Annotated in this window: 18 protein-coding genes; 4 read left to right on the top strand and 14 right to left on the bottom strand. The window is 52.8% G+C overall.

Annotated elements, in window-relative coordinates:
• Positions 1-31: 31 nt before the first annotated feature.
• Positions 32-1114, bottom strand: a complete 1083-nt coding sequence (locus tag N7326_RS01585) for an ATP-binding protein (RefSeq protein WP_259076313.1) — start codon at positions 1112-1114, stop codon at positions 32-34.
• A 137-nt stretch (positions 1115-1251) separates the two neighbouring features.
• Positions 1252-2751, bottom strand: coding sequence for a malate dehydrogenase (quinone) (gene mqo, locus N7326_RS01590; protein ID WP_259157848.1), 1500 nt, complete (start codon positions 2749-2751; stop codon positions 1252-1254).
• 407 nt (positions 2752-3158) lie between these two features.
• Here mqo and N7326_RS01595 point away from each other — a divergent pair, with 407 nt between their 5' ends.
• Both N7326_RS01595 and mtr read left to right on the top strand, forming a co-directional pair.
• Positions 3159-4217 carry an alpha/beta hydrolase gene (locus N7326_RS01595; protein ID WP_259076312.1) on the top strand — a complete coding sequence of 353 codons (1059 nt, stop codon included), beginning with the start codon at positions 3159-3161 and terminating at the stop codon, positions 4215-4217.
• A gap of 21 nt (positions 4218-4238) precedes the next feature.
• Positions 4239-5627, top strand: a complete 1389-nt coding sequence (mtr, locus tag N7326_RS01600; RefSeq protein ID WP_259076309.1) for a mycothione reductase — start codon at positions 4239-4241, stop codon at positions 5625-5627.
• A gap of 48 nt (positions 5628-5675) precedes the next feature.
• On the opposite strand, the gene N7326_RS01605 is transcribed toward mtr, so the two are convergent.
• The 6 genes from N7326_RS01605 to dxr form a co-directional block, all read right to left on the bottom strand.
• Positions 5676-7115, bottom strand: coding sequence for a cobyric acid synthase (locus tag N7326_RS01605; protein ID WP_263088044.1), 1440 nt, complete (start codon positions 7113-7115; stop codon positions 5676-5678).
• A 23-nt stretch (positions 7116-7138) separates the two neighbouring features.
• Positions 7139-8011: a type I methionyl aminopeptidase gene (gene map, locus N7326_RS01610; RefSeq protein WP_259076306.1), complete on the bottom strand. Its 873-nt coding sequence runs from the start codon at positions 8009-8011 to the stop codon at positions 7139-7141.
• A 62-nt stretch (positions 8012-8073) separates the two neighbouring features.
• Positions 8074-9909: a penicillin-binding transpeptidase domain-containing protein gene (locus tag N7326_RS01615; RefSeq protein ID WP_263088045.1), complete on the bottom strand. Its 1836-nt coding sequence runs from the start codon at positions 9907-9909 to the stop codon at positions 8074-8076.
• 118 nt (positions 9910-10027) lie between these two features.
• The gene (ispG, locus tag N7326_RS01620; protein WP_259076302.1) at positions 10028-11218 is read right to left on the bottom strand and encodes a flavodoxin-dependent (E)-4-hydroxy-3-methylbut-2-enyl-diphosphate synthase; all 1191 of its coding nucleotides are present in this window, start codon (positions 11216-11218) and stop codon (positions 10028-10030) included.
• Between the two features lie 189 nt (positions 11219-11407).
• Positions 11408-12613: a M50 family metallopeptidase gene (locus tag N7326_RS01625; RefSeq protein ID WP_259076301.1), complete on the bottom strand. Its 1206-nt coding sequence runs from the start codon at positions 12611-12613 to the stop codon at positions 11408-11410.
• Positions 12614-12635: 22 nt separating this feature from the next.
• On the bottom strand, positions 12636-13799 hold the full coding sequence (gene dxr / locus N7326_RS01630) for a 1-deoxy-D-xylulose-5-phosphate reductoisomerase (protein WP_396124886.1): 1164 nt from the start codon (positions 13797-13799) through the stop codon (positions 12636-12638).
• 338 nt (positions 13800-14137) lie between these two features.
• Between dxr and N7326_RS01635 the strand changes: the two genes are divergently transcribed.
• Positions 14138-14560, top strand: a complete 423-nt coding sequence (locus tag N7326_RS01635; RefSeq protein WP_259157667.1) for a DUF2631 domain-containing protein — start codon at positions 14138-14140, stop codon at positions 14558-14560.
• A gap of 57 nt (positions 14561-14617) precedes the next feature.
• Here N7326_RS01635 and rlmN read toward each other — a convergent pair whose 3' ends face one another.
• Complete coding sequence (rlmN, locus tag N7326_RS01640; RefSeq protein WP_263088047.1) at positions 14618-15730, bottom strand: 23S rRNA (adenine(2503)-C(2))-methyltransferase RlmN; 1113 nt, start codon at positions 15728-15730, stop codon at positions 14618-14620.
• Positions 15731-16217: 487 nt separating this feature from the next.
• On the opposite strand from rlmN, the gene N7326_RS01645 reads away from it, so the two are divergent.
• Positions 16218-16646 (top strand): LapA family protein, encoded by a 429-nt coding sequence (locus N7326_RS01645; RefSeq protein ID WP_259076298.1) that lies wholly within the window; start codon positions 16218-16220, stop codon positions 16644-16646.
• A gap of 67 nt (positions 16647-16713) precedes the next feature.
• On the opposite strand, the gene N7326_RS01650 is transcribed toward N7326_RS01645, so the two are convergent.
• From N7326_RS01650 to rpsB, 5 genes are all read right to left on the bottom strand, one after another.
• Positions 16714-17583, bottom strand: a complete 870-nt coding sequence (locus N7326_RS01650) for a phosphatidate cytidylyltransferase (RefSeq protein WP_259076297.1) — start codon at positions 17581-17583, stop codon at positions 16714-16716.
• A 129-nt stretch (positions 17584-17712) separates the two neighbouring features.
• The gene (frr, locus tag N7326_RS01655; protein ID WP_259076296.1) at positions 17713-18270 is read right to left on the bottom strand and encodes a ribosome recycling factor; all 558 of its coding nucleotides are present in this window, start codon (positions 18268-18270) and stop codon (positions 17713-17715) included.
• A 151-nt stretch (positions 18271-18421) separates the two neighbouring features.
• On the bottom strand, positions 18422-19156 hold the full coding sequence (gene pyrH / locus N7326_RS01660) for a UMP kinase (protein ID WP_259076295.1): 735 nt from the start codon (positions 19154-19156) through the stop codon (positions 18422-18424).
• A 319-nt stretch (positions 19157-19475) separates the two neighbouring features.
• Entirely contained in the window at positions 19476-20303 is an 828-nt protein-coding gene (tsf, locus tag N7326_RS01665) for a translation elongation factor Ts (RefSeq protein WP_259076294.1), read from the bottom strand.
• A gap of 281 nt (positions 20304-20584) precedes the next feature.
• Positions 20585-21409 (bottom strand): 30S ribosomal protein S2, encoded by an 825-nt coding sequence (gene rpsB / locus N7326_RS01670; RefSeq protein ID WP_259157664.1) that lies wholly within the window; start codon positions 21407-21409, stop codon positions 20585-20587.
• Positions 21410-21680: the final 271 nt, after the last annotated feature.

The raw sequence follows: 21680 nt of genomic DNA on the forward strand, positions 1-21680 counted from the left end.
TGGAGTTGCCTCGTTTTCGGTCTTTCTCCGCTTACGGCGAAGCTGTCGGACTGCGAAAGGTAGCGCCCTGATCGGCGCTTACCTCCTCGGTTTCACTCATATCAGGAGTATTAGAGTCATCGTCTTGCGATGCGGGTGGCTGATCGCGATTGTGCTGCTCAGAGCTCTCAAAGGGATCTTCATCGGGGTGGGATTGTTGGGCCTGATCCATGACCTCATCGAGCTGTGATTCGTCGAGACCTGGCTCGTCGAATGGATTGCGACGCTTGCGGTGCGCAAGAGCTAATTCGGCGGCAACGCGTATATCTTCGTCTGTTACCTCCACGCGACCCTTGAGGGCTGCGTGGGCGATGGCTGTTCGAGCTATGACGAGGTCAGCACGCATTCCGTCGACATCGAAACTTGCGCAAATAAAGCCAATACGCTCCAAGTTGGTATCGCTGAGTTCGATCGATCCCACCAATTGTTTGGCCTCAGCGATCGTACGCTCAAGCTCTAATTCCTGCGCGCGCCACTTCTCGCAGAACATTCTGGGGTTTCGATCAAATTCTAGGCGGCGGCGCATAATTTCGGTGCGCACCGCCACGTCCCGAGAAGCCTCTACTGCGACCGAGAGGCCGAAGCGATCGAGTAATTGAGGGCGCAACTCTCCCTCCTCGGGATTCATGGTGCCCACTAGAACAAATTTAGCGGCAGCAGAGTGAGAGATTCCATCGCGTTCGACGGTGACTATCCCTGTTGCGGCTGCGTCGAGAAGCGCATCAACGATGTGGTCGGCCAGTAAGTTGACCTCATCAACATAGAGCACGCCCCCGTTGGCGGCAGCCAGCAAACCTGGGCGGTATTCAGCTCTACCGCTGTGCAGGATGGTTTCCAGGTCGAGCGCGCCTACTACTCGATCTTCGGTAGCCCCAATCGGTAGATTGATCAAGGGCGCGCCTTCTAATAACCCAGCGAAGGCGCGAACTGTCGTGGTTTTAGCTGTACCTTTTTCGCCGCGAATGACAACCCCGCCAATTTGGGGACTAATGGCGTTTAGAAGGAGAGCCACCTGTAGTTTTTCATGGCCGACTACGGCGGAGAAGGGATATAGTGGAGGGATCTGAGCGCTCATATCAACCCAAACTTTCTTAGCCTCAAGCATAAAGGCCTCGGAGGACTACTAGTACCAGACCGCATGCGGGCCTCATTGTGGTCTACTTTAACCACAAATAAGGCCCGAGTGAAAAGCTACACTATTTTTCGCAGCCGTTACTCTTCTAATTGCAGAGTCTGCTGGGTATAGGCCCACATCTTGTTGAAGAGTTCCCGGTCAGTTCCGAGTTTCACTCCATAGGATGGCATCATTTCCTTGATTTTGTCGCCCCACAAGACCATGCGCTCTCCAAAGCAGTGTTCCAGAACCTCGACCATTGCTGCTGGAGCAATTGAAGCTCCGGGAGAGGCGCCGAGCAGCCCAGCGATCGAGCCATCGCGGTGGGAGATCAGGGTGGTACCAAACTCGAGGGAGCCGAATGACGGGCCAACCACCGGCTTGATGACCTGAACTCGCTGCCCTGCGACCACAACCTCCCAGTCATCTTCCTCGGCGAGTGGCATATATGCGCGCAGCGACTCCATTTTCGCGGAACGGTCTTTCAGCAATTCCTGAATGAGGTATTTCGTCAATCCTAATTCGCGGATTCCGACAGACAATAAGGAAGGAAGGTTCGTTGGCTTGACTGAGTGCAAGAGATCAAACCAGGAACCATTCTTGAGGAATTTTGGCGTCCATCCTGCATAGGGGCCAAATAGAAGTCCCCTCTCACCGTCGATCATTCTCGTGTCGAGGTGGGGTACCGACATCGGAGGCGCCCCAATATCGGCTTTGCCATAGACCTTGGCATGATGCCGTGAGATGATCTCTGGATTTGTACACCGCAACCATTGCCCCGCCACGGGGAATCCGCCGTAACCGCGGATCTCTGGGATTTTGGATTTCTGCAGAAGTGGGAGAGCCATGCCGCCCGCGCCAACGAATACGAAATTGGCGCGATAGGTCGACTCTTCACGGGTGTGAACGTTGCGTACTGTGACCTTCCACTTCTTGCCCTCTCGTTTGATGTCGGTTACCTCATGTCCGTAGCGGATTTCGGTACCCTCCTCGGCGGCGTTTTTCAAAAACTGCCGAGTTAATGCACCATAGTTGATATCGGTCCCGCCATCGAACCAGGAGATAGCCACTTTTTCGTTGGCATCTCGACCCTCGGCCATCAGCGGCAGCTTGGTATTGAAAACTTCGCGGTCATCGGAGTATTTCAGTCCTGTGAATAGCGGATGCTGGGCAAGCGCTTCATAACGCTTACGCAAATACGACACCTGATCGGGGCCTCTGCCAAAAGAGATATGAGGCACCGGGTGAATGAATTGCCGCGGATTGGGTAAAACTCCTTGGTTGACTTGGAAGGCCAAGAATTCCCTTGATAATTGGAAGCGCTCATTGGTCTGAAGAGCGGTGGAGATATCAATGCGCCCGTTGACTTCCGGTGTGTAGTTCAACTCGCACAGTGCTGAGTGACCCGTGCCTGCGTTATTCCAGGGCGACGATGATTCCAGCGCCGCACCATCGAGGCGTTCGAAGATGAGCTGCGACCACTGCGGCTCTAATGTGCGCAGCATAGCGCCTAGGGTAGCGCTCATAATCCCAGCGCCGATGAGGATGACGTCTACATCATCCTCCACTGTTTTTCCCGCGGTCATCGAGTCATTTATGCCATTATTCATAGTAAGAACTTCCTTGGTTAGATCTGTTTCTGAAAGCATATCTAGCTTGAAACGGTCTAGTAGCTATCTCGTTGCCCGTAGCGTGCTGACAACTATCCTTGTGAGAAAATGATAAGAATAAGTGTACGCCACTCCACCCTAGTGAGTGTGACCCAAGACAAATGGTACCTACTCGCCATCATAGACTCGATCCTTGCACTGAGGCTGTGCGTAAAGGCCTCATATGCCCACCCCTTTTTAGGTGTCCCATTCATCTGCTACCCCTATCCATCCATCCTTTATTGAGTTACACCTTGATACTTCTGAGGCCTTTTCCAGCAGTTGGCTGGCCCATTACCGTGACCTACATCTATCCCTCAAGCCACTGATATAAAACTCGGGCTACACTACGAAGTATGAAATCACCGACGCATTCCGAACGCTCCTATAGCCCAGATCTTCCCCGAAAAAAGGTGCCGCCTGCACCTCCGACTTGGGATACGGCTCAGTGGGAGGACGATATTCTAGGCTCGGAATTCCGGCAGCTTACTTTTGATCTGGGGTCTGACCCGGACGAGGAAGGACGGGTGAGTACCACCCTCATCCGGCACCAAAGTCACCGCACAGAGCCAGCCCAAACGGCCGTCCTCTATATCCACGGTATGACCGACTACTTTTTTCAGACACATTTAGCCGAGCACTTTTCCCACAACAGTTTTGACTTCTTTGCTCTTGATTTGCGTAAATGTGGGCGCTCTCGACAGGCGGGTCAAACGTGGCACTATACCTCGCATATGGATCACTACTACCCGGATTTGAGTACCGCGGTGGATTTCCTCAGCTCGAAATACGACTCCATTGTGCTCATCGGTCACTCGACTGGCGGACTCGTTGTCGTCGACTGGCTTGATCATATTAGGCGCACAAACCCGACCCTTCACTCCGTGGTCACAGCCGCTATTCTCAATTCCCCGTGGTTTGATGTCCCACTCCCGAAGGCATTGTATCCTTTTGCTTACCTGTTGATCGGAACCGTAGGCTATTTCAAGCCTTTCACCCCGTTTACGCTCGGGAATTTAGGTACTTACGGAGAGTCCGTGCACAAGGATTATTCTGGGGAATGGGATTTTGATACACGGATGAAACCGATTGGGGGGTGCCAGAAGTACTTTGGGTGGATGCGTGCAGTGATGAGGGCGCAGCTCAAACTGCGTCGCCGCACCATCAACACAGGAGTTCCGGTCCTTACTCTGTGTTCCTCGAGGTCGCACACGTCCATGGTCATCGACGATTATTCTCATCGGAGTGATACTGTGCTCGATGTTGATCAGATAAAACAATGGGCGCCCTTTGTTTCCTCACACTCGACCATCGTGGAGATCGAGGATGGTATGCACGATCTATATCTATCTCCGCGGCCCGTCCGCGACCGAGCTCTCCAGGCCTCGACGACGTGGCTGCAACACCTTCAGTAATCCCTCGTTATAAGGAATTTTATGAAAACTGCTCATTTTGACCTCATCGTTATAGGCGCCGGTTCTGGAAATATGATTCCAGGCGAGGACTTCCGCGATAAATCCATCGCTATCGTAGAAAAGGGCGCGTTTGGCGGCACCTGCCTGAATGTAGGATGCATTCCTACTAAAATGTTTGTCTACGCCTCCGAGGTGGCGGGCATGATAGCCGAATCTGAGAAGTACGGCATCGCCTCCGAGCGCGGCGAGATTGATTGGAACAGCATTCAAAAACGCGTATTCGAGGAACGCATTGACCCCATCTCAGCGGGCGGCGAGGAATACCGACGCGGTCCTCAGACGCCTAATATCGAGGTTTTTGATCAGCACGCTCGTTTCACCGGCCCCCGCACTATTCGCACCGCTCAGGGTGCAGAGGAATGGGAAATTACCGCTGAGGACATCGTCATCGCTGCTGGCGCTCGGCCAAGAATCCCCGAAGTAGTCCGGGATATTGATTTTTTTACTAACGAAAATATCATGCGCATCGAGCGCCTTCCTGAGACGATGGCGGTGTGGGGTGGCGGCTTTATCGCTCTCGAATTTGCCCATATCTTCCATCAGCTGGGAGTAAAAGTAACCATCATTAACCGTTCGGATCTTCTCTTGCGGCGATTGGATGCTGATATCGCCGAGCGGATCACGACACTTACAGCGCAGCAGATGGATACCCACGTGGGTGTCGAGATTGTTAAAGCTGAGCAGTCAAAAGAAACAGGAGCCGTGGATCTCGTTCTCGACAATGGTCACACCGTGCATGCAGATATGTTGCTAGTAGCAACCGGGCGCATCCCTAATGGAGATTTGATGGATCTAGAGAAGGCTGGCATCGAACTCGATGCAGGTCGGATCAAGGTCGATGATTTCGGGCGCACTACGGCTGAGGGCGTATGGGCTCTGGGAGATATATCCTCACCATTCCAGCTCAAGCACGTTGCTAACGCAGAGTCCCGGGCGATTAGCCACAATCTCCTCCACCCTCATGATCTCGTTCCCATGCCCCATGACAACGTGCCTTTTGCCATTTTCACCCATCCTCAGATTGCTAGCATAGGTCTCACGGAGGCTGCCGCACGCCAGCAAGGTCATGAGCTAACCGTGAAAATCCAAGACTACAAAGATGTAGCCTACGGATGGGCTATGGAGGACACCACGGGCTTTGTCAAACTTATTGCAGATAGGGACAGTGAGAAACTTTTGGGAGCCCATATAATTGGCCCCCAAGCTTCCACCCTGATCCAGCCGCTGATCACTGCGATGTCTTATGATCTTAATATCAAAGAATTTGCCCGCAAGCAGTACTGGATTCACCCAGCTCTGCCGGAAGTTGTGGAAAATGCTCTCTTAGGACTGGAGTTTGCGTCGGCCTAAAATCTGCACGTACCCCCGCGATCTCTACGTAGCGATCGCGGGGATATTTTAGGATATTTCCTGAAGAAGCTGATCGAGATCCCAATGGTCTTCAATATGGTCCGCGATCATATCGAGTTGTGTCAACCGTTCAGCTGCGAAATCGGTAGTGGGGCTGATAACAAAATCGTTTTTTCCTAGCGCACCTGCGATGTCTCCGAGGAATTCACGCCGGAAGTTGTTATTTTCCATTTGCCCGTGCCGATGAGTGCCAAAGAAGTTTCCGCGCCTTAATCCCTCGCCTGAAATCCACGGGTCATCGTGTGCTCGCACCAGCTGGCCATAGTGCACTTCATAGGCCCCGTGGTCATGACGGATCAGGGTTTTGGTGTCGGCGAATTCTATATCGGCATCGAAGAAATTTAGGCCCTGAGCTGAGGTCTGATCACTAGATTCGACTGTATCGACGATGGTCTTGCACATCATTTGAAATCCCCCGCAAATTCCAAGCGTCGGTAGATTATTGATGCGACGGTGCTCGAGGGCTGCGGCGATGTGAGTATCATGCAGCCATAGTAGATCCGAGAGAGTGGATTTACTCCCAGGGATGACAACTAGATCAGCTTCGGCGATATAGTCGGGATCGACACTGAAACTTGCATTTATCCCAGGTTCGGCGGCGAGTGCCTCGATATCGGTGGCGTTAGAGATACGCGGCAGCCTGATAGCTGCAACGTTAATGCGCTGTGAGCCGAGGGCCTGCTGGTGCGGGCCGATGGTAGCTCCAGGTTGGGACTGCAGGGAATCTTCTGCATCGATCCACAAGCCCTCGATAAAGGGCAAGACGGCTTTTGTTGCCACACCGGTGAGTCGCTCTAATTCTGCCAATCCCGGCTCGAGTAGTGATTGTGTTCCACGGAATTTGTTCACTACAAAACCTTGAATGCGAGCTCGGTCTGCGGGACTAACGATCTGGTGTGTGCCGTAAAAATGGGCTAAGACCCCACCACGGTCGATATCTCCAACAAGATAAACGGGCAAATTCGCTTTCTCTGCAAGACCGAAGTTCGCTATATCAGTGTGACGGAGATTGATCTCGGCGGGAGATCCCGCCCCCTCACAGATGACGAGGTCAAATTCCTGTTCGAGTTCTTTCAACGCTGTCACCGCTACATCGCGAATATGGCTACGGTGGTGAAAATAATCGTGGGCGCTTACTACTCCCATCGCTTGGCCTCGCACGACAAGCTGGCTAGTGCGATCGCTGCCGGGTTTGAGCAGAACTGGATTGAATTTTGTCTCCGGCTCAAGACCTGCAGCAAGGGCCTGGAATGTCTGTGCCCGTCCGATCTCACCACCATCAGGGGTGACGTCAGAATTATTGGACATATTTTGGGCTTTGAAGGGTGCTACTGCGACGCCACGGCGATAGAAAGCGCGGCAAAGTCCGGCTACGACCACGGATTTACCCGCGTCGGAAGTACATCCTGCTACTAAGAAACTCACCATATTATTCGTTACCCGTGAATAGGCTATGAGCCGGAGCTGGGAATAGTGAGAATTTCATTCCCGTCGTCTGTGATCACGAAGGTATGTTCGAATTGTGCGGTGAATTTGTGATCGGTATTTTGCACGGTCCACCCGTCTTTCCAGATCCGGTAGTCTAGGGATCCCAGATTAATCATGGGTTCGACGGTTAAGGTCATTCCTGGTTGTAGGGTATCCGTATAGGCGTCGGAATCATAGTGGAGAACCACGAGTCCGTTATGGAAGGTGGGCCCCACTCCGTGGCCAGTGAAATCCCGTACTACGTTATAGCCAAACCGCTTGGCATATGATTCGATCACGCGACCAATCACATTGATTTTACGGCCTGGTTTGGCCGCGCGAATCCCTCGCATTGTTGCCTCGTGCGTGCGCTCGACGAGGAGGCGGTGTTCCTCCGAGACGTTGCCAGCGAGAAAAGTAGCGTTAGTGTCGCCATGCACTCCATTTTTGTAAGCCGTGACATCTATATTGACTATATCCCCGTCCTGAATCACCGTGGAATCGGGAATTCCGTGGCATACGATCTCGTTAAGCGATACGCAACAGGACTTGGGAAAACCAAGATAACCTAGGGTCGATGGGTAAGCGCCGTGATCGAGCATATACTCGTGAGCAATACGGTCGAGCTCGTCGGTAGTCACTCCTGGGGCGACTGCCTTACCAGCTTCCTGTAGGGCGCTGGCGGCAATGGCGGATGACTCCCTCATAGCTTCGATGACCTCGGGGGTCTGGATAAAAGGCTCGCCCATATTTTCACGAACCTTTTTCTTCCACACATACTCTGGTCGTTCTATGCTATCCGGGACGGTGCGAATCGGAGTGGGTTTTCCAGGCTTAATGGGACTTCTTTTCTGCATGAGTTCTATCGTAGTACGCCCCCGCTTCAGGTCGCGATTTTCTACCCGACCAGATCATCTTCCTATTGCCCGCCCTCTCTTAGCTCATCGAGACGACTAAAGAAGCGATCGGTCATCGCTACAGCCGATTCTGAACCCCCACCGAGGACGATGAGCGTGGCAAATGCGATATCATCACGATACCCTGTAAACCATGAGTGGGATCCTGAGTTAATTTCGGCCTCGCCTGTCTTCGCGAAAATCTTTCCACCAGCGCGCATTCCGGCGGCCGTGCCCCCTGGTTCGGTCACGGCACCCATTAGAGCCCGCAATTGTTCGATAGTAGCTGGATCGGGATCTTTCTTCTTTCCTGTTACCTTGGTGTCAAACCCAGAGATCAGCCACGGGAGTGGAGTTTTTCCGGTTGCGGCGGTCGACGAGGCCAAAGCAAGCCCAAATGGACTGACTAAAACCTCTCCTTGGCCGTAGCCGGACTCTGTACGTTCAAGGGGCTTCTCCCCTGTGGGGACCGAGCCAGTCACGGTGGCGAGTCCCGGGATCTCATAGTCCACTCCGAGGCCGAATTCCTTAGCGACAGCCTGCAGTTCTCCTGCGTGCAAGTCGGTTGATATCTGTGCGAATGTCGTGTTGCAGGAACGCGCAAACGCGGTTTCTAAGGGAACATTTCCGAGGCTGAAGCCATTATAGTTATTGACTATGCGTCCATAGATATTCATCGAACCAGGGCAAGGGACCACAGTGTCGGGGTGAAGGCCCCCTTGTTCGATACCCGCTGCAGCGGTGATAATTTTAAATGTCGAACCAGGTGGGAATAGGCCCGTCAGGCCGAGGGCACCTTGTTTATCTGCTTCTTTTGTTTGAGCCACCGCCAAAATCTCTCCCGTTGTGGGGCGTAGTGCGAGAATTATGGCTTGTTGCTCACTGCGCATCGCCACGGCTTCCTCCGCAGCCCGTTGCACAAGATGATCCAAACTAATCTCGATGGCGGGAGCAGTATCCGGTTCGTGGTGCTCGATGGTATCAATCACCGCTCCATCGTGGGTCACCACCACGATACGCCAGCCGTTGACTCCGTCGAGACGATCGTTGACGAGGTGGGCCACACGGGACACGATCTCGGGCGCAAATCCCGGATCTGTTGACACCATCGCTGCTTCTTCGTGGAAAATTATTCCCGGTTTTCCTCCCAAAATAGCCTTGATCTGAGCTGATATTTCCTTGCGCGCGGTGGTCACCGAGTAAACTCCGCTGGCTTCTTGTAGATTAGCGGCTAGAGTGGCCTCATCGATAAGGAGAGCGTTGGGATCAGTGCGGTGAATCTCGGCGAATGCTGCCGCAATGGCCCGTGCCATTGCTCGTCGATCCCCTACTTGATCGAGATCGACCAGGATCCGATCCACAACTCCCGGAACGAGTACTGCTGCCCCATCAGAGGAAATGATGCTTGCCCGTTGGGCATTAATGGCACGTAACTCTAGGTGCTGACTGGCCCCTAAGCGCGGGTGAATTATCGAGGGCTGCCAACGGATCACCCACTGATCGTTGAATTTATTTAAAACCAGAGAGCTCTCATATTCCAAAGTGCGCTCGCGCGGGATAATCCATGTGAGCTGGTAGTAGACTGTAGCTAGAGTTTCACGCGCCTCGACCTTTGTGATAGTAGCCTCGAGAGCGTCGGCTTGCAGCCCTTGGAAAGTTTCCGCGAGGACATTTTCCGCGTCTTTCGGTATATCGGTAAGAGCAGCGGCTGCGGCGAAATCTTGGTCGATAAAATGGGAGAGAAATTCTTGCGCTATTGGCTTTACTGCGGCTGGTTTAGGGGTACAGGCCGTAAGCGAAGCGATGAGGAAAACGGCGCATACAAGGGCCTGCGGTGACCGCAATAAAGCTCTGATCATGGGAAAATTTTAGCACTCAGCCATGTGCTTATTGCGATGGCGCACCTATTTCTTTGATCGAGACAAAACCCGACGGTCTTGAAGCGGGACCCTCGGGTTATATGCGTGGAGGAAATCTTTAGGATGTGATGGAAACTTTAGTGGTTCCACCCTCTTTGATTTCGAGGCCCTCAGCCTCAGCAATCTTCATAGCTTCTTCGATCAAAGTTTCCACTATCTGGGATTCCGGAACCGTCTTTATAACTTCTCCCTTGACAAAGATTTGTCCCTTGCCATTACCGGAAGCTACTCCCAGATCGGCGTCTCGGGCTTCCCCAGGTCCATTGACCACGCAACCCATAACAGCGACTCGCAGTGGAATATTCATGCCGTCAAGAGCAGCCGATACTTCTTCGGCTAGGGTATACACGTCAACTTGAGCACGTCCGCAGGATGGGCATGAAACAATTTCGAGGCCACGTTCACGAAGTCCCAGCGATTGCAGGATTTGGTCGCCAACTTTGACTTCTTCTTTTGGATCCGCCGACAGTGACACCCTAATCGTATCGCCGATTCCCTCGGATAAGAGTGCACCAAAGGCAACAGCAGACTTGATCGTGCCTTGGAAGGCTGGGCCGGCCTCGGTCACGCCAAGATGAAGCGGGTAATCACACTGCGCAGCTAGTTGGCGGTAGGCTTCCACCATGATGACTGGGTCGTTGTGTTTGACAGAGATCTTAATGTCGCCGAATCCGTGTTCTTCAAATAGAGAAGCCTCCCACAGCGCAGATTCCACGAGGGCCTCAGGCGTGGCTTTCCCATATTTCTCTAGTTGACGCTTATCGAGGGATCCAGCGTTAACACCGATCCGAATGGGAACCCCAGCTTCACCGGCCGCTAGGGCCACCTCTTTAACTCGGCCGTCGAATTCCTTGATATTTCCTGGATTAACACGCACTGCCGCACAGCCTGCTTCGATAGCTGCGAAAATATATTTCGGCTGAAAGTGAATATCGGCAATCACTGGAATGGGCGATTTCTTTGCAATAATCGGCAGCGCTTCAGCGTCGATGGGTTTGGGGCAGGCAACGCGTACGATATCGCAGCCTGATGCCGTAAGCTGCGCAATTTGCTGCAGGGTGGCATTGATATCGTGCGTCTTGGTGGTTGTCATTGATTGAACTGAGATGGGATATTCGGAACCGACGCCTACGCTACCAACCTGCAGTTGACGGGTGGTGCGCCGTGGGGCCAAAACTCGGGGCGGAGTTGAGGGAAGACCTAAACCTATCGAGGTAGACACTGAAACAGTTACTCCTTTATCCGTCATTCCCCAAGGGGGAAATGAAAAATGTGCGAAGCCTCAAATCGGACTTAATGAGTTAGTAAACCGGTGCTTCTTTTTCATAGCCTACCACCGACGTGGGCAGCGCTTGGCAGTGCCTATACCTTAGGTTTCCCTAAGATATAAGCGAGAGGTTTCCCTAAGATATAAGCGAGCGATAGCTAAAGCTCAGCATTAGAATAACCGAACTGGGTTCACTATATCGGCCACGATAACAAGCACTCCGACAATAGTCAGTAAACCTGCAAAAAATAAGGTGACCGGAATGAGTTTGGTGTAATCGGCTGGTCCGGCTGGGGCTAGGCCGCGGAGGGCGCGGAAGAAATCTCGCACTTTCTCGTAGAGCACCACAATAATATGTCCGCCATCGAGCGGCGGTAATGGTACGAGATTGAAAAATGCGAGGAAAAGATTAAGGCTGGCAAGCATCATAAAAAACATAGCCCATAAAGATCGCTCTACTAATTCGCCGCCTACTCTCGAAGCTCCCACCACACTAATAGGACCATCTTGAGCACGCTCTGCGCCAAAAATAGAGGCTACGACGCCGGGGATCTTCGCTGGGAACTGTGCAAGTCCGCGAGCGGTTTCCTTGACTGCGGTATTGGTGAAGGAGGCCGTGGCCGATACTGCTTCGATGGGGCCAAATCGCTTGATATAACCAAGCGGGGCGCTGCTAATTCCAATAGCTCCAACCGTCACGGATTCACCCGTGGTGGTAATCCTGCGAGCCGCGGCCACCTGCACCGTTATATCCTGCACCTCTCCAGCTCGTTCTATACTGAGCTCGATCACTTTACCCGGTTTGTCGAGAATATATTGTCGCAGCTCACCGAAATTTCCGAGGGGATTGCCGTTTGCGGCGATGATCTTATCACCTGGCTGAATCCCCGCCTCCCCCGCGGGCCCGAGGCCGGAACATTCACTGAGGGATCCATCCGCTCGCTGTATTTCAGCGACGCACCCAGTGCTCGCCACAGTGGCACGCACATCTGCACGTGGGTCGGGCAAGCCAGAAGATACAGCTATGCCATAGAGGATTGTGACGGCAATCAGGAGGTTCATCGCGATTCCTCCCATCATGACGATGACACGCTGCCACCACGGCCGATTACGCATCGCATAGGGGGCCTCCTCCGCGGTGACCTCGTCCTGATTGGTCATCCCAGCAATCTCGCAGAAACCACCGAGAGGGATCATCTTCAAGCCGTATTCTGTGTGCCCGCGATGCACGGAAAAGAGGGTGGGTCCGAATCCGATGAAATAGCGCCGCACCTTCATATGAAAAGACCGAGCCGCAAAATAGTGCCCCCACTCGTGCAAAGCGATTGTGAGTGCAATTCCTAGGGCGAACAGTATAACTCCTGCTATATAGCTCATCTAATTATCTTTCTCCGCAAAATTACCTAGTTATGGTCCTGAGGAATTGGTCCGTGCGCAGCCTCGCCTCTCGCTCAACGGCGAGGACCTCGTCGATTGTGGTGGCGGGTTCGGCAAAAGCTGGGGCTTGGGAGAGTATCTCATCCACGGTGTCGACGATCTGCGGGAATTTAATGGACCCTTTCAAATAGGCAGCAGCCGCTTGTTCATTGGCTGCGTTATACACTGCTGGATAGGTTCCACCTTCGCCAGCTGCTAGTCGAGCAAGACGCACGGCAGGAAATGCCTCATCATCGAGGGGCTCAAATTCCCACATATGCTGGTGGGAAAATTGGAGGGCTGGTTGAGCCTCCTTCACGCGGTGAGGCCAGTTGAGTGCCAGAGAAATAGGCAGTTTCATCGAAGGGGGCGAAGCCTGAGCAATAGTTGCCCCGTCGTGGAAGGTGATCATGGAATGCACTATAGATTGCGGGTGCACGGTGACTTCAATGAGATCCGGAGCGATATCGAAAAGCAAGGTGGCTTCGATTAGCTCTAGCCCCTTATTCACCATCGAAGCTGAATTTAGGGTATTCATCTGCCCCATGGACCACGTGGGATGATTGGCCGCCTGCTGAGGGCTGACATCCCACATTTGCTGTCGTGTCCAACCACGGAAGGGACCCCCTGAGGCCGTAAGTACGATGCGCGCTACTTCTTCGCGGTGTCCAGCTAGAAGACACTGTGCCATGGCGGAGTGTTCGGAGTCTACAGGGATGATCTGACCCGGCTCAGCTGCTGCTATGGCCAAACGTCCACCTGCGACAAGGGATTCTTTATTAGCCAAAGCCAAATAAGCACCGCTGGCTAGCGTGGCCATCGTTGCAGCCAAGCCCATGGAGCCTACCAGCGCGTTCAAAACGGTATCGGCGGGTACTGCCTCCACAAGTTCCTTCGCAGAATCGGATCCTTGGAGTACTGCTCCACCGAGAGCTTGAGAGACTACCGCGGCCGCTGCGGGGTCAGCGACAGCTATGTGATCGGGGGTCAAACCGAGAGCACGAGCCTGAGAGATGATAAGTTCTGGGTTGCGACCACCGGCAGCTATGCCACATACCGTGAATTTATCGGGGTTATCGGCGATCACCTCGAGGGCCTGGGTGCCGATCGAGCCCGTACTGCCCAAAATTAAAATTCGCTTGCTCATCTTTTCTATTGTTCCACTAATGTGCCCAACTGGAGAATAGTTGCCTGTAACTGGGTAAAATGCGGATCTCAATCCTATCGATAATAGCCACCATCCCCCTATAGTGGCTGTACTTTTGGTGGATGGATGTGATCGCACTAAGTGACGTCATCAGGATTCATGATGGCGCCACCAAGGCTTCGAGCACAATAAAGCGCATATACGGTATGTGCTGGATCCTTCTGCAGCGCATGGGGTTTAGACCCACCTCGCATTTGCGGTACCGATATGCCAAAATGGTGACGTATAACCAGTATTATTAGTAGCGAAGTATCAGTAAGTAATATAAGGAGACTAGCGTGGCAGGTTCACACGAAATCACCCCGGAAGTTCATAATGGTGTGTCCACTTTGGATGAGCCTTCGGCTGCATGGGGGTGGCACCATCTAGGCCGCCACGCTGTCCAGCTATCTGGATGGACCACTGTATTTATCCTGTTGGCCTACAATTTTGGTAATCATACCGGACATGTAGAAACCTTTTATCTCTTTACTTTCGCGGCTCTTATTGCCGTCGGACTGCTGTGGCAGATCTTCGAGCCCCAGGGTAAACAAACGCGGACTCTCACCGCGCGCAATAAGCCCTTAGGCTATGAGGAACCAGACTGGGCCTATCTTCAAGCCACGGTCTCTGGCCCTTATGCTCAGCTGAAAGACTCTGAGTTGCGCGCTCTCAATATCGAGCCTTCGCGTGTGGCACACTTGCGTGCCCTCGACAACTAAGCGCTACGCATCTTAAAAAAAGGAACGGCCGATTTGGCCGTTCCTTTTTTTATAATTCTACTGCGATGATTGGCTCAGTTCATCGGCGGCAAGCTGCCCACAGGCGGCGGCTATCTCCTGGCCCTTGGTATTGCGAACTGTGCACGTAACGCCCTGAGCGATAACACGGCGTACAAACTCTTCCTGGCGTTCTACAGGCGATGCGTCCCATTGAGACCCCGGGGTCGGATTGAGGGGAATGAGATTCACATGCGCCTTGGATCCGAGCGCCTTGTGTAATCGTTTGCCTAGAAGATCAGCGCGCCACCCTTGATCGTTGATATCTCTGATGAGTGCATATTCGATGGAAACGCGCCGTCCGGACCGATCCGCATAATAAGCGGCGGCGTCGAGGACCTCCTCTACCGCCCAACGGTTATTGACGGGGACTAAGCTATCGCGCAACTCATCGTCGGGGGTATGCAGTGAAACGGCTAGTGTAACGGAGAGATCTTCGTCCGCTAACTTGCGAATCGCAGGTGCGAGACCCACCGTCGAGACGGTTACATTTCGCTGCGATATTCCAAAACCCTCGGGAACGGGTTGCGTAATTTGGCGCACTGCAGAAACCACACGCTTATAGTTCGCTAGCGGTTCTCCCATTCCCATAAATACGATATTGGAGAGGCGTCCACCCTCACTAGCCATCGTTGCGGCCGCGGCGCGCACCTGATCGACGATTTCTCCGGTGGATAAATTGCGATCCAGCCCTCCCTGCCCAGTCGCGCAGAACGGACATGCCATTCCACAGCCCGCCTGAGAGGAGATACACAAGGTTGCGCGTTGTGGATAGCGCATTAATACTGACTCCAGGAGAGTCCCGTCGTGCAGTCGCCATAAGGTTTTTTGGGTCTCCCCATCATCAGCCTCGACTACCCGCACCTGCCTCATCAACGGTGGAAAAAGCTTTTCCGCCACACGTTCACGATCCTTCGCAGGTAGATCGGTCATGGTGCGCGGGTTGGATTCGAGACGCCCGTAATAATGTTTGGCTAGCTGATTGATCCGAAACCTGGGCAGCCCCATCGCTTCGGCTGCAGCCTGACGCTCCGCGGTGCTTAAGTCAGCAAAGTGAGTAGGTGGCATGGATCGCCGTGGGGTGGAGAAATTGAGAGGAATTGCAGTAGCCATAGTCACTCCATCTTTTCATGTTTTGATGCAAAGGTCGATTAAGCACAGATTCTCGTTCTACCCAGCCGTGCCAGGCGTGCTCCAGATTCCATCTGCCGCCGCGAGCTCCAACACCGTTGCGATGGAGCTATCGGACGGTTATATTTTTCGTTCTAATGCTCACCCTGTATATAGCAGGCGCCGGTAACGATCACTCTGAACTTCCGCAAATATTTAGGGGCATTGCACGCGATGGTGATGGTATATATATCAGGGCTGCTAGTAGGCTGTGCGTCCAGGCGATATTTCCCTTAGTATGAGCCCTCTCCCTTCGATAGAGTCCATATCTTAAACTTTTAAAACTGACAGTTGCCACTTGGGTTGGGAGAACCTTGAGAAGGTCGCGGGCAATACCCCTTGGGGCCAGCTTTATACGATTGGGGGATTGTGGTGGTTTAGCTGTGAAAAATAGTTGCGTTGTTCCGCTGCTTAACGTTGAATTAATAATATGAATCAACTTAATCCCGAATCTCATCCCCTAGACGCCGATCCGGTCGTGGTCAACCCTGGCGATGCAAATCCCGCGACTTCAATCACCCCTGTTGTCCATGAAGGTGCAGCTGTGACGCCTGCCACCGCGGTCAACGAGGATAAAGCGAGCGCGACATCTTCCACATCCGAGGTAAAAAGCTCTATTGCCGGTGGCACGTGGGTGGCCTTGATCCTAGGGGCGCTGCTTCTTATTGTTCTTTTGGTCTTCATCCTGCAAAATCAGCAACAAATTGAACTGGTCTTATTCGCTTGGAACTTTACGTTCCCAGCTGGGGTTGGCTTCCTTCTCGCAGCTATTGCAGGCGCACTTATTATGGCTTTGGTCGGCGGTGTACGCATTCTACAATTGCGCAGTCAAGTGAAGAAAGCTGCTCACCACATCTAGTTCTTCGCTTTAAAAAAGATCGAAAAAACCGTAGCTCCCTCGGCGCTACGGTTTTCTCATTTGATATTTAGCTTGCAATAAAACTCAAGACTAACCACGTCACCATGGCTGCGGGCAGCATGCCGTCAAAGCGATCCATGACGCCACCATGGCCAGGGAGCAAGTCCGACATATCCTTAATTCCTAATTCGCGCTTAAATTGGGATTCAACGAGATCACCCAGAGTGGCACAAATAACAAGACCAATCCCCAGAGCTATCCCCCAGAACCATTCGTAGCCGAGGAGAAAGTGCACACTCATGGCTCCAGTAGCTACCCCAAAAATTACGGAGCCTGCAAAGCCCTCCCAGCTCTTTTTGGGGCTAACGGCCGGAGCCATGGGGTGAGAGCCGATGAGCACCCCGACGATATATCCACCCGTGTCGGAGGCAATCACGCACAGCGCGAAGGTAGCAATAAACATCGTCCCGCTTATTCCGCCGTCGCCCTCAAGCAAAGACATCATCGCAGCAAAGCTACCAAATAACGGGACCCACGTAAGGACAAAGATTCCCATAGCGGTATCACGCAAATAGTTTTGTGGCGGGGCGTGGCGTCCGTGGTGGAAGAGTCTAGAGAACATTAGTAATAACACGGCCGTGACAAATCCGGAGACTAACCCCTTGGGGCCAAAGAAGAGACTGAGCCACAGCATCAGTTGGCCCCCAATTTGCAGCCACCAGCGTTGGACGATATAGCCCTTTTCATTCAACCGCGACATCACTTCCCACATAGCAATGGAGATGGCGATGGAGACGAAGAGGTACCAACCATGAGGTCCCGAGAACATTGCGAGGGCAGCGAGCACAAAGAGGGCGACTCCAATCAGAATCGCTTGTTTGAGATCGCGCCCGGCAGAATTCCTAGGCCTAGGTAAGCGGCGAGGTGTGGACGGCATTAATCATTTCCTTCAATCACGCACGCGCCATAGATCCTCAGAGAATATGAGAGGATCAGAAGGCTTGTGCGGGCCGAGCCGTTTTCCTCATATCGATAACGGCCGAATTCGGGGTCGGTGATATGTGGATTAAACTTCCATGAGTTCGGATTCTTTTTTGCCTACTACTTCATCAACAGCGGCAACATATTTAGCTGTGAGCTTATCAAGTTCCTTTTCGGCAGAGTTGACTTCGTCCTCACCGGCGTCGCCGTCTTTTTGGATCTTCTTAAACTGATCCATCCCCTTGCGACGAATATTACGGATGGCAATCTTGCCATCCTCGCCTTTGGATTTAGCTAATTTAACCATATCCTTGCGACGCTCTTCGGTGAGCTGTGGGATGGTCACTCGCAGCACTTGTCCGTCGTTGGTCGGATTAACACCAAGATCGGAGTTGCGGATCGCATTCTCTATTTCGCCCATCATGGACATTTCATAAGGCTTGATCAGGAGCATTCTTGCTTCTGGCACCGAAATGGTCGACATTTGGGTGATCGGAGTGGGCACACCGTAGTAGTCTGCGATGACTCCATTGAACATGGCGGGATTAGCGCGACCGGTTCGAATGGTCACCAAATCCTCTCGGGTGTGCTCGACGGAGTTGCTCATGCGTTCTTCGCACTCGAGGAGAATATCGTCTAACATTTTTCCTTCTTCTATGTGTTGGTAAAGGTATGCGTTATGGGGGAAATTCTTTTCTCCCATAACAATCTTTTGGGTACTGTGGCCCGACCGGGTGCAATGGTCGATGCCGACTTTTAAATCTAGCTACTGGTTGAGAGTCTGAGCCCAGGGCCTAGGATTTCACCAAGGTTCCAATTTTCTCGCCAGCAATAGCACGGGCAATATTGCCTTCGGTGAGGAGATTGAAGACGAGGATCGGCATATTATTGTCCATGCAGAGGGAGAAGGCGGTAGTATCGGCTACTTTGAGGCTCTTTTCTAGTACCTCACGAGGGGTTATAGACTCATACAGCACAGCGTTAGGATTCTGGCGGGGATCATCAGAATAGACCCCATCCACGCCCTTAGCCATCAGGAGCACCTCGCAGTCGATCTCGAGTGCGCGCTGTGCAGCTGTGGTATCCGTTGAGAAATAGGGCATACCCATCCCCGCCCCGAAGATAACCACTCGCCCTTTTTCCAGATGGCGCTTGGCACGCAGGGGCAGGTACGGTTCCGCTATTTGAGCCATATTGATGGACGTTTGTACGCGGCATTCAATACCTTCTCGTTCCAGAAAATCTTGCAGTGCGAGACAGTTCATGACGGTCCCCAGCATTCCCATATAATCGGAGCGATTACGGTCGAGGCCTCGCTGCTGTAATTGGGCGCCCCGGAAAAAATTGCCGCCGCCAATGACTACTGCGATTTGTGCTCCGGAGCGGGCAACCCCAGCGATTTGACGTGCCACATTGGAAACAACGTCTGGATCGATACCCACTGCTCCCCCGCCGAACATTTCACCACCCAGCTTAAGCATGACCCGCTTATAGCCAGTACGAGGTTCCTCAAATTCAGTTATTGTCATAGTCCACAGCGCCTTTCCTCATATTCAACGATCGCGGTTATCCTGCACTTCTCTTTAAGAGGGAAGACAAACCGCTTTGTGGAGTTCATCTCGTCCTCGCCACCAATTGACCGCGGTGAGGATGAGACAGCAGTCTCAAATTCTTTATTTTACCTTATCCCTGATAAAACCTTGGTTCCCTCGAGGACACAATCGTTCCTATGGACCCCTCACCTACCCAACCGATATAGCTGTATCAGGCGGTAAAAAGCGACTTCGCTCCCTCTATCTCCGTGCGGAGGGGAGGAAGCGAAGTCGCAGATTGGTCAGTGAATTACTTTTAGTGCTGGCCAACCTCGAAGCGGGCAAAAGCGGTAATGGTAACGCCAGCGGCGTCCATCAGTGCCTTGACAGTCTTCTTGCTATCCGCAACTGAAGGCTGCTCGAGAAGAACGACGTCCTTGTAGAAGCCGCCAAGACGGCCTTCTACAATTTTGGCGATTGCAGCCTCTGGCTTACCTTCGGCGCGAGTGATCTCTTCAGCGACGTGGCGCTCTTTATCCAAAACATCTTCTGGGATATCTTCGCGAGTTAGGTACTGAGCCTTGAGTGCAGCAATTTGCATCGCGGCGGAGTGAGCAGCCTCTTCAGCGGCCTCTCCTTCACCGGTGTAGGCAACCATGACACCGACTGATGGTGGCAGGTCAGCGGAACGGTGGTGCAGATAAACGGAAACTTTCTCACCGGCGAGGGTAACGGCGCGGCGGAGTTCGAGCTTCTCGCCGATTTTTGCCGAGAGTTCCAGGATTGCCTCACCAGCAGTCTTATCACCGAGAGGTGCAGCAGCCAGCTCCTCGGGGGTATTAGCATTCACGCGAGCAGCGGCATCGGCAACACTCTGGCCAAATTCTTTGAATTCAGCGTTCTTTGCCACGAAGTCGGTCTCGGCGTTAACCTCAACCATTGTATTGCCAGAGACCGCGATGAGACCTTCGGATGCGTTGCGCTCTGCACGCTTTCCGACATCTTTAGCGCCTTTAATGCGCAGAATTTCGACGGCCTTCTCAAAGTCACCGTCGGTTTCAGCCAACGCATTCTTGCAGGCCAGCATGCCGGATCCGGTGATTTCGCGCAGCTTCTTTACGTCTGCAGCGGTGTAGTTCGCCATAGGGGGCGATCCTCCTCAGTTGTTGGAATTTTTACTAATATCTCTGTGCCTAGAGTACTCATCATGGAGCAGACTCGCACTGAAATACGATGTATTTGTTTGTGATTCTTTCTCTGTTCCGCGTTTTAAGCGAAAGGAAAAGAATGAGCGCCCCACCAATATATATAGCCGCCAAAGTTTTCGTGGCTGAACCGGTGAGGCGCTGCATCTATAGTCTCGTTATCCCCTCGTAGCTTGGCTGTTATCGAGTAGGAGCTCGGAGGCTTGATGGTGGGAAGTACTTATTTGGCTTCAGCTTCCTGCTGCGCCTCTTTAGCTTCCTCAGCAACCTCGGCAGGGGCCTCCACCTTAGCGGCTACCTCTACCTTGTCCTCCTTCTCGCCAGCTGCGTCTTTAGCAGCTGCCAGAGCGCGCTCTTCGCGGGCTTTCTTGCCTTCAATAACGGCGTGAGAAATGACCCGGGTCAAAACTGCAATGGAACGGATAGCATCGTCGTTGCCAGGAACTGGGAAGTTCACAACGTCAGGGTCACAGTTGGTGTCAAGAATGGCAACCACTGGAATATTGAGCTTATGTGCCTCGGCTACGGCAATATGCTCCTTGTTGGTGTCAACTACCCACAAGGCGGAAGGAACTTTGGTCATATCGGCAATGCCACCAAGTACGCGCTCAAGCTTGGTCCGCTCACGGGTGAGCATGAGGACTTCCTTCTTCGTGCGGCCTTCGTAGCCGTTCTCAGCGGCATCCATGGCCTGCAATTCCTTCATGCGGTGCAGACGCTTGGAAACAGTCTGGAAGTTGGTGAGCATGCCACCCAACCAGCGGTGGTTCACATAGGGCATCCTAACGCGCTCGGCTTCGTTAGCAATGGGCTCTTGAGCCTGCTTTTTGGTTCCAACGTAGAGGATGGTGCCGCCGTGAGCGACGGTCTCTTTGACGAACTCATAAGCCTCATCGATGAACGTCAGGGTTTGCTGTAAGTCGATGATATAGATGCCATTGCGCTCGGTGAAGATAAAGCGACGCATCTTTGGGTTCCAACGACGAGTCTGGTGGCCGAAGTGCACACCAGAATCGAGAAGCTCGCGCATGGATACAACTGCCATGGTGCTTCCTTTCTCTAGTAATTTTGGTTATATATCACTGGGCTTTCCCCAGTTCCTAGCAGCCAGCACCGACAGTAACACCGTTACACCCTGAAATATTAGGATTCACGGACCATGTCACTGATCACCGGCGTATTCCTGGCACATCCCCACACAAAGTGCGTTTGATACGACTGGAATACACGTGACTGCGCGAAATTTAAGCACGTGAATGCTAGGACATATCCAAGACGTATCCAAAGCACACACTGCCGTTGGTGAATTCTAGCGG

This window comes from Corynebacterium sp. ES2794-CONJ1, from assembly GCF_025660615.1.
Taxonomy (GTDB): Bacteria; Actinomycetota; Actinomycetes; order Mycobacteriales; family Mycobacteriaceae; genus Corynebacterium.

Bases quoted from the DNA above. Each gene is read 5' to 3' on its own strand.
- N7326_RS01585 (WP_259076313.1), bottom strand. From the start codon at position 1,114: ATGAGCGCTCAGATCCCTCCACTATATCCCTTCTCCGCCGTAGTCGGC.
- N7326_RS01595 (WP_259076312.1), top strand. From the start codon at position 3,159: ATGAAATCACCGACGCATTCCGAACGCTCCTATAGCCCAGATCTTCCC.
- mtr (WP_259076309.1), top strand. From the start codon at position 4,239: ATGAAAACTGCTCATTTTGACCTCATCGTTATAGGCGCCGGTTCTGGA.
- N7326_RS01605 (WP_263088044.1), bottom strand. From the start codon at position 7,115: ATGGTGAGTTTCTTAGTAGCAGGATGTACTTCCGACGCGGGTAAATCC.
- map (WP_259076306.1), bottom strand. From the start codon at position 8,011: ATGCAGAAAAGAAGTCCCATTAAGCCTGGAAAACCCACTCCGATTCGC.
- N7326_RS01615 (WP_263088045.1), bottom strand. From the start codon at position 9,909: ATGATCAGAGCTTTATTGCGGTCACCGCAGGCCCTTGTATGCGCCGTT.
- ispG (WP_259076302.1), bottom strand. From the start codon at position 11,218: ATGACGGATAAAGGAGTAACTGTTTCAGTGTCTACCTCGATAGGTTTA.
- N7326_RS01625 (WP_259076301.1), bottom strand. From the start codon at position 12,613: ATGAGCTATATAGCAGGAGTTATACTGTTCGCCCTAGGAATTGCACTC.
- dxr (WP_396124886.1), bottom strand. From the start codon at position 13,799: ATGAGCAAGCGAATTTTAATTTTGGGCAGTACGGGCTCGATCGGCACC.
- rlmN (WP_263088047.1), bottom strand. From the start codon at position 15,730: ATGGCTACTGCAATTCCTCTCAATTTCTCCACCCCACGGCGATCCATG.
- N7326_RS01645 (WP_259076298.1), top strand. From the start codon at position 16,218: ATGAATCAACTTAATCCCGAATCTCATCCCCTAGACGCCGATCCGGTC.
- N7326_RS01650 (WP_259076297.1), bottom strand. From the start codon at position 17,583: ATGCCGTCCACACCTCGCCGCTTACCTAGGCCTAGGAATTCTGCCGGG.
- frr (WP_259076296.1), bottom strand. From the start codon at position 18,270: ATGTTAGACGATATTCTCCTCGAGTGCGAAGAACGCATGAGCAACTCC.
- pyrH (WP_259076295.1), bottom strand. From the start codon at position 19,156: ATGACAATAACTGAATTTGAGGAACCTCGTACTGGCTATAAGCGGGTC.
- tsf (WP_259076294.1), bottom strand. From the start codon at position 20,303: ATGGCGAACTACACCGCTGCAGACGTAAAGAAGCTGCGCGAAATCACC.
- rpsB (WP_259157664.1), bottom strand. From the start codon at position 21,409: ATGGCAGTTGTATCCATGCGCGAGCTTCTCGATTCTGGTGTGCACTTC.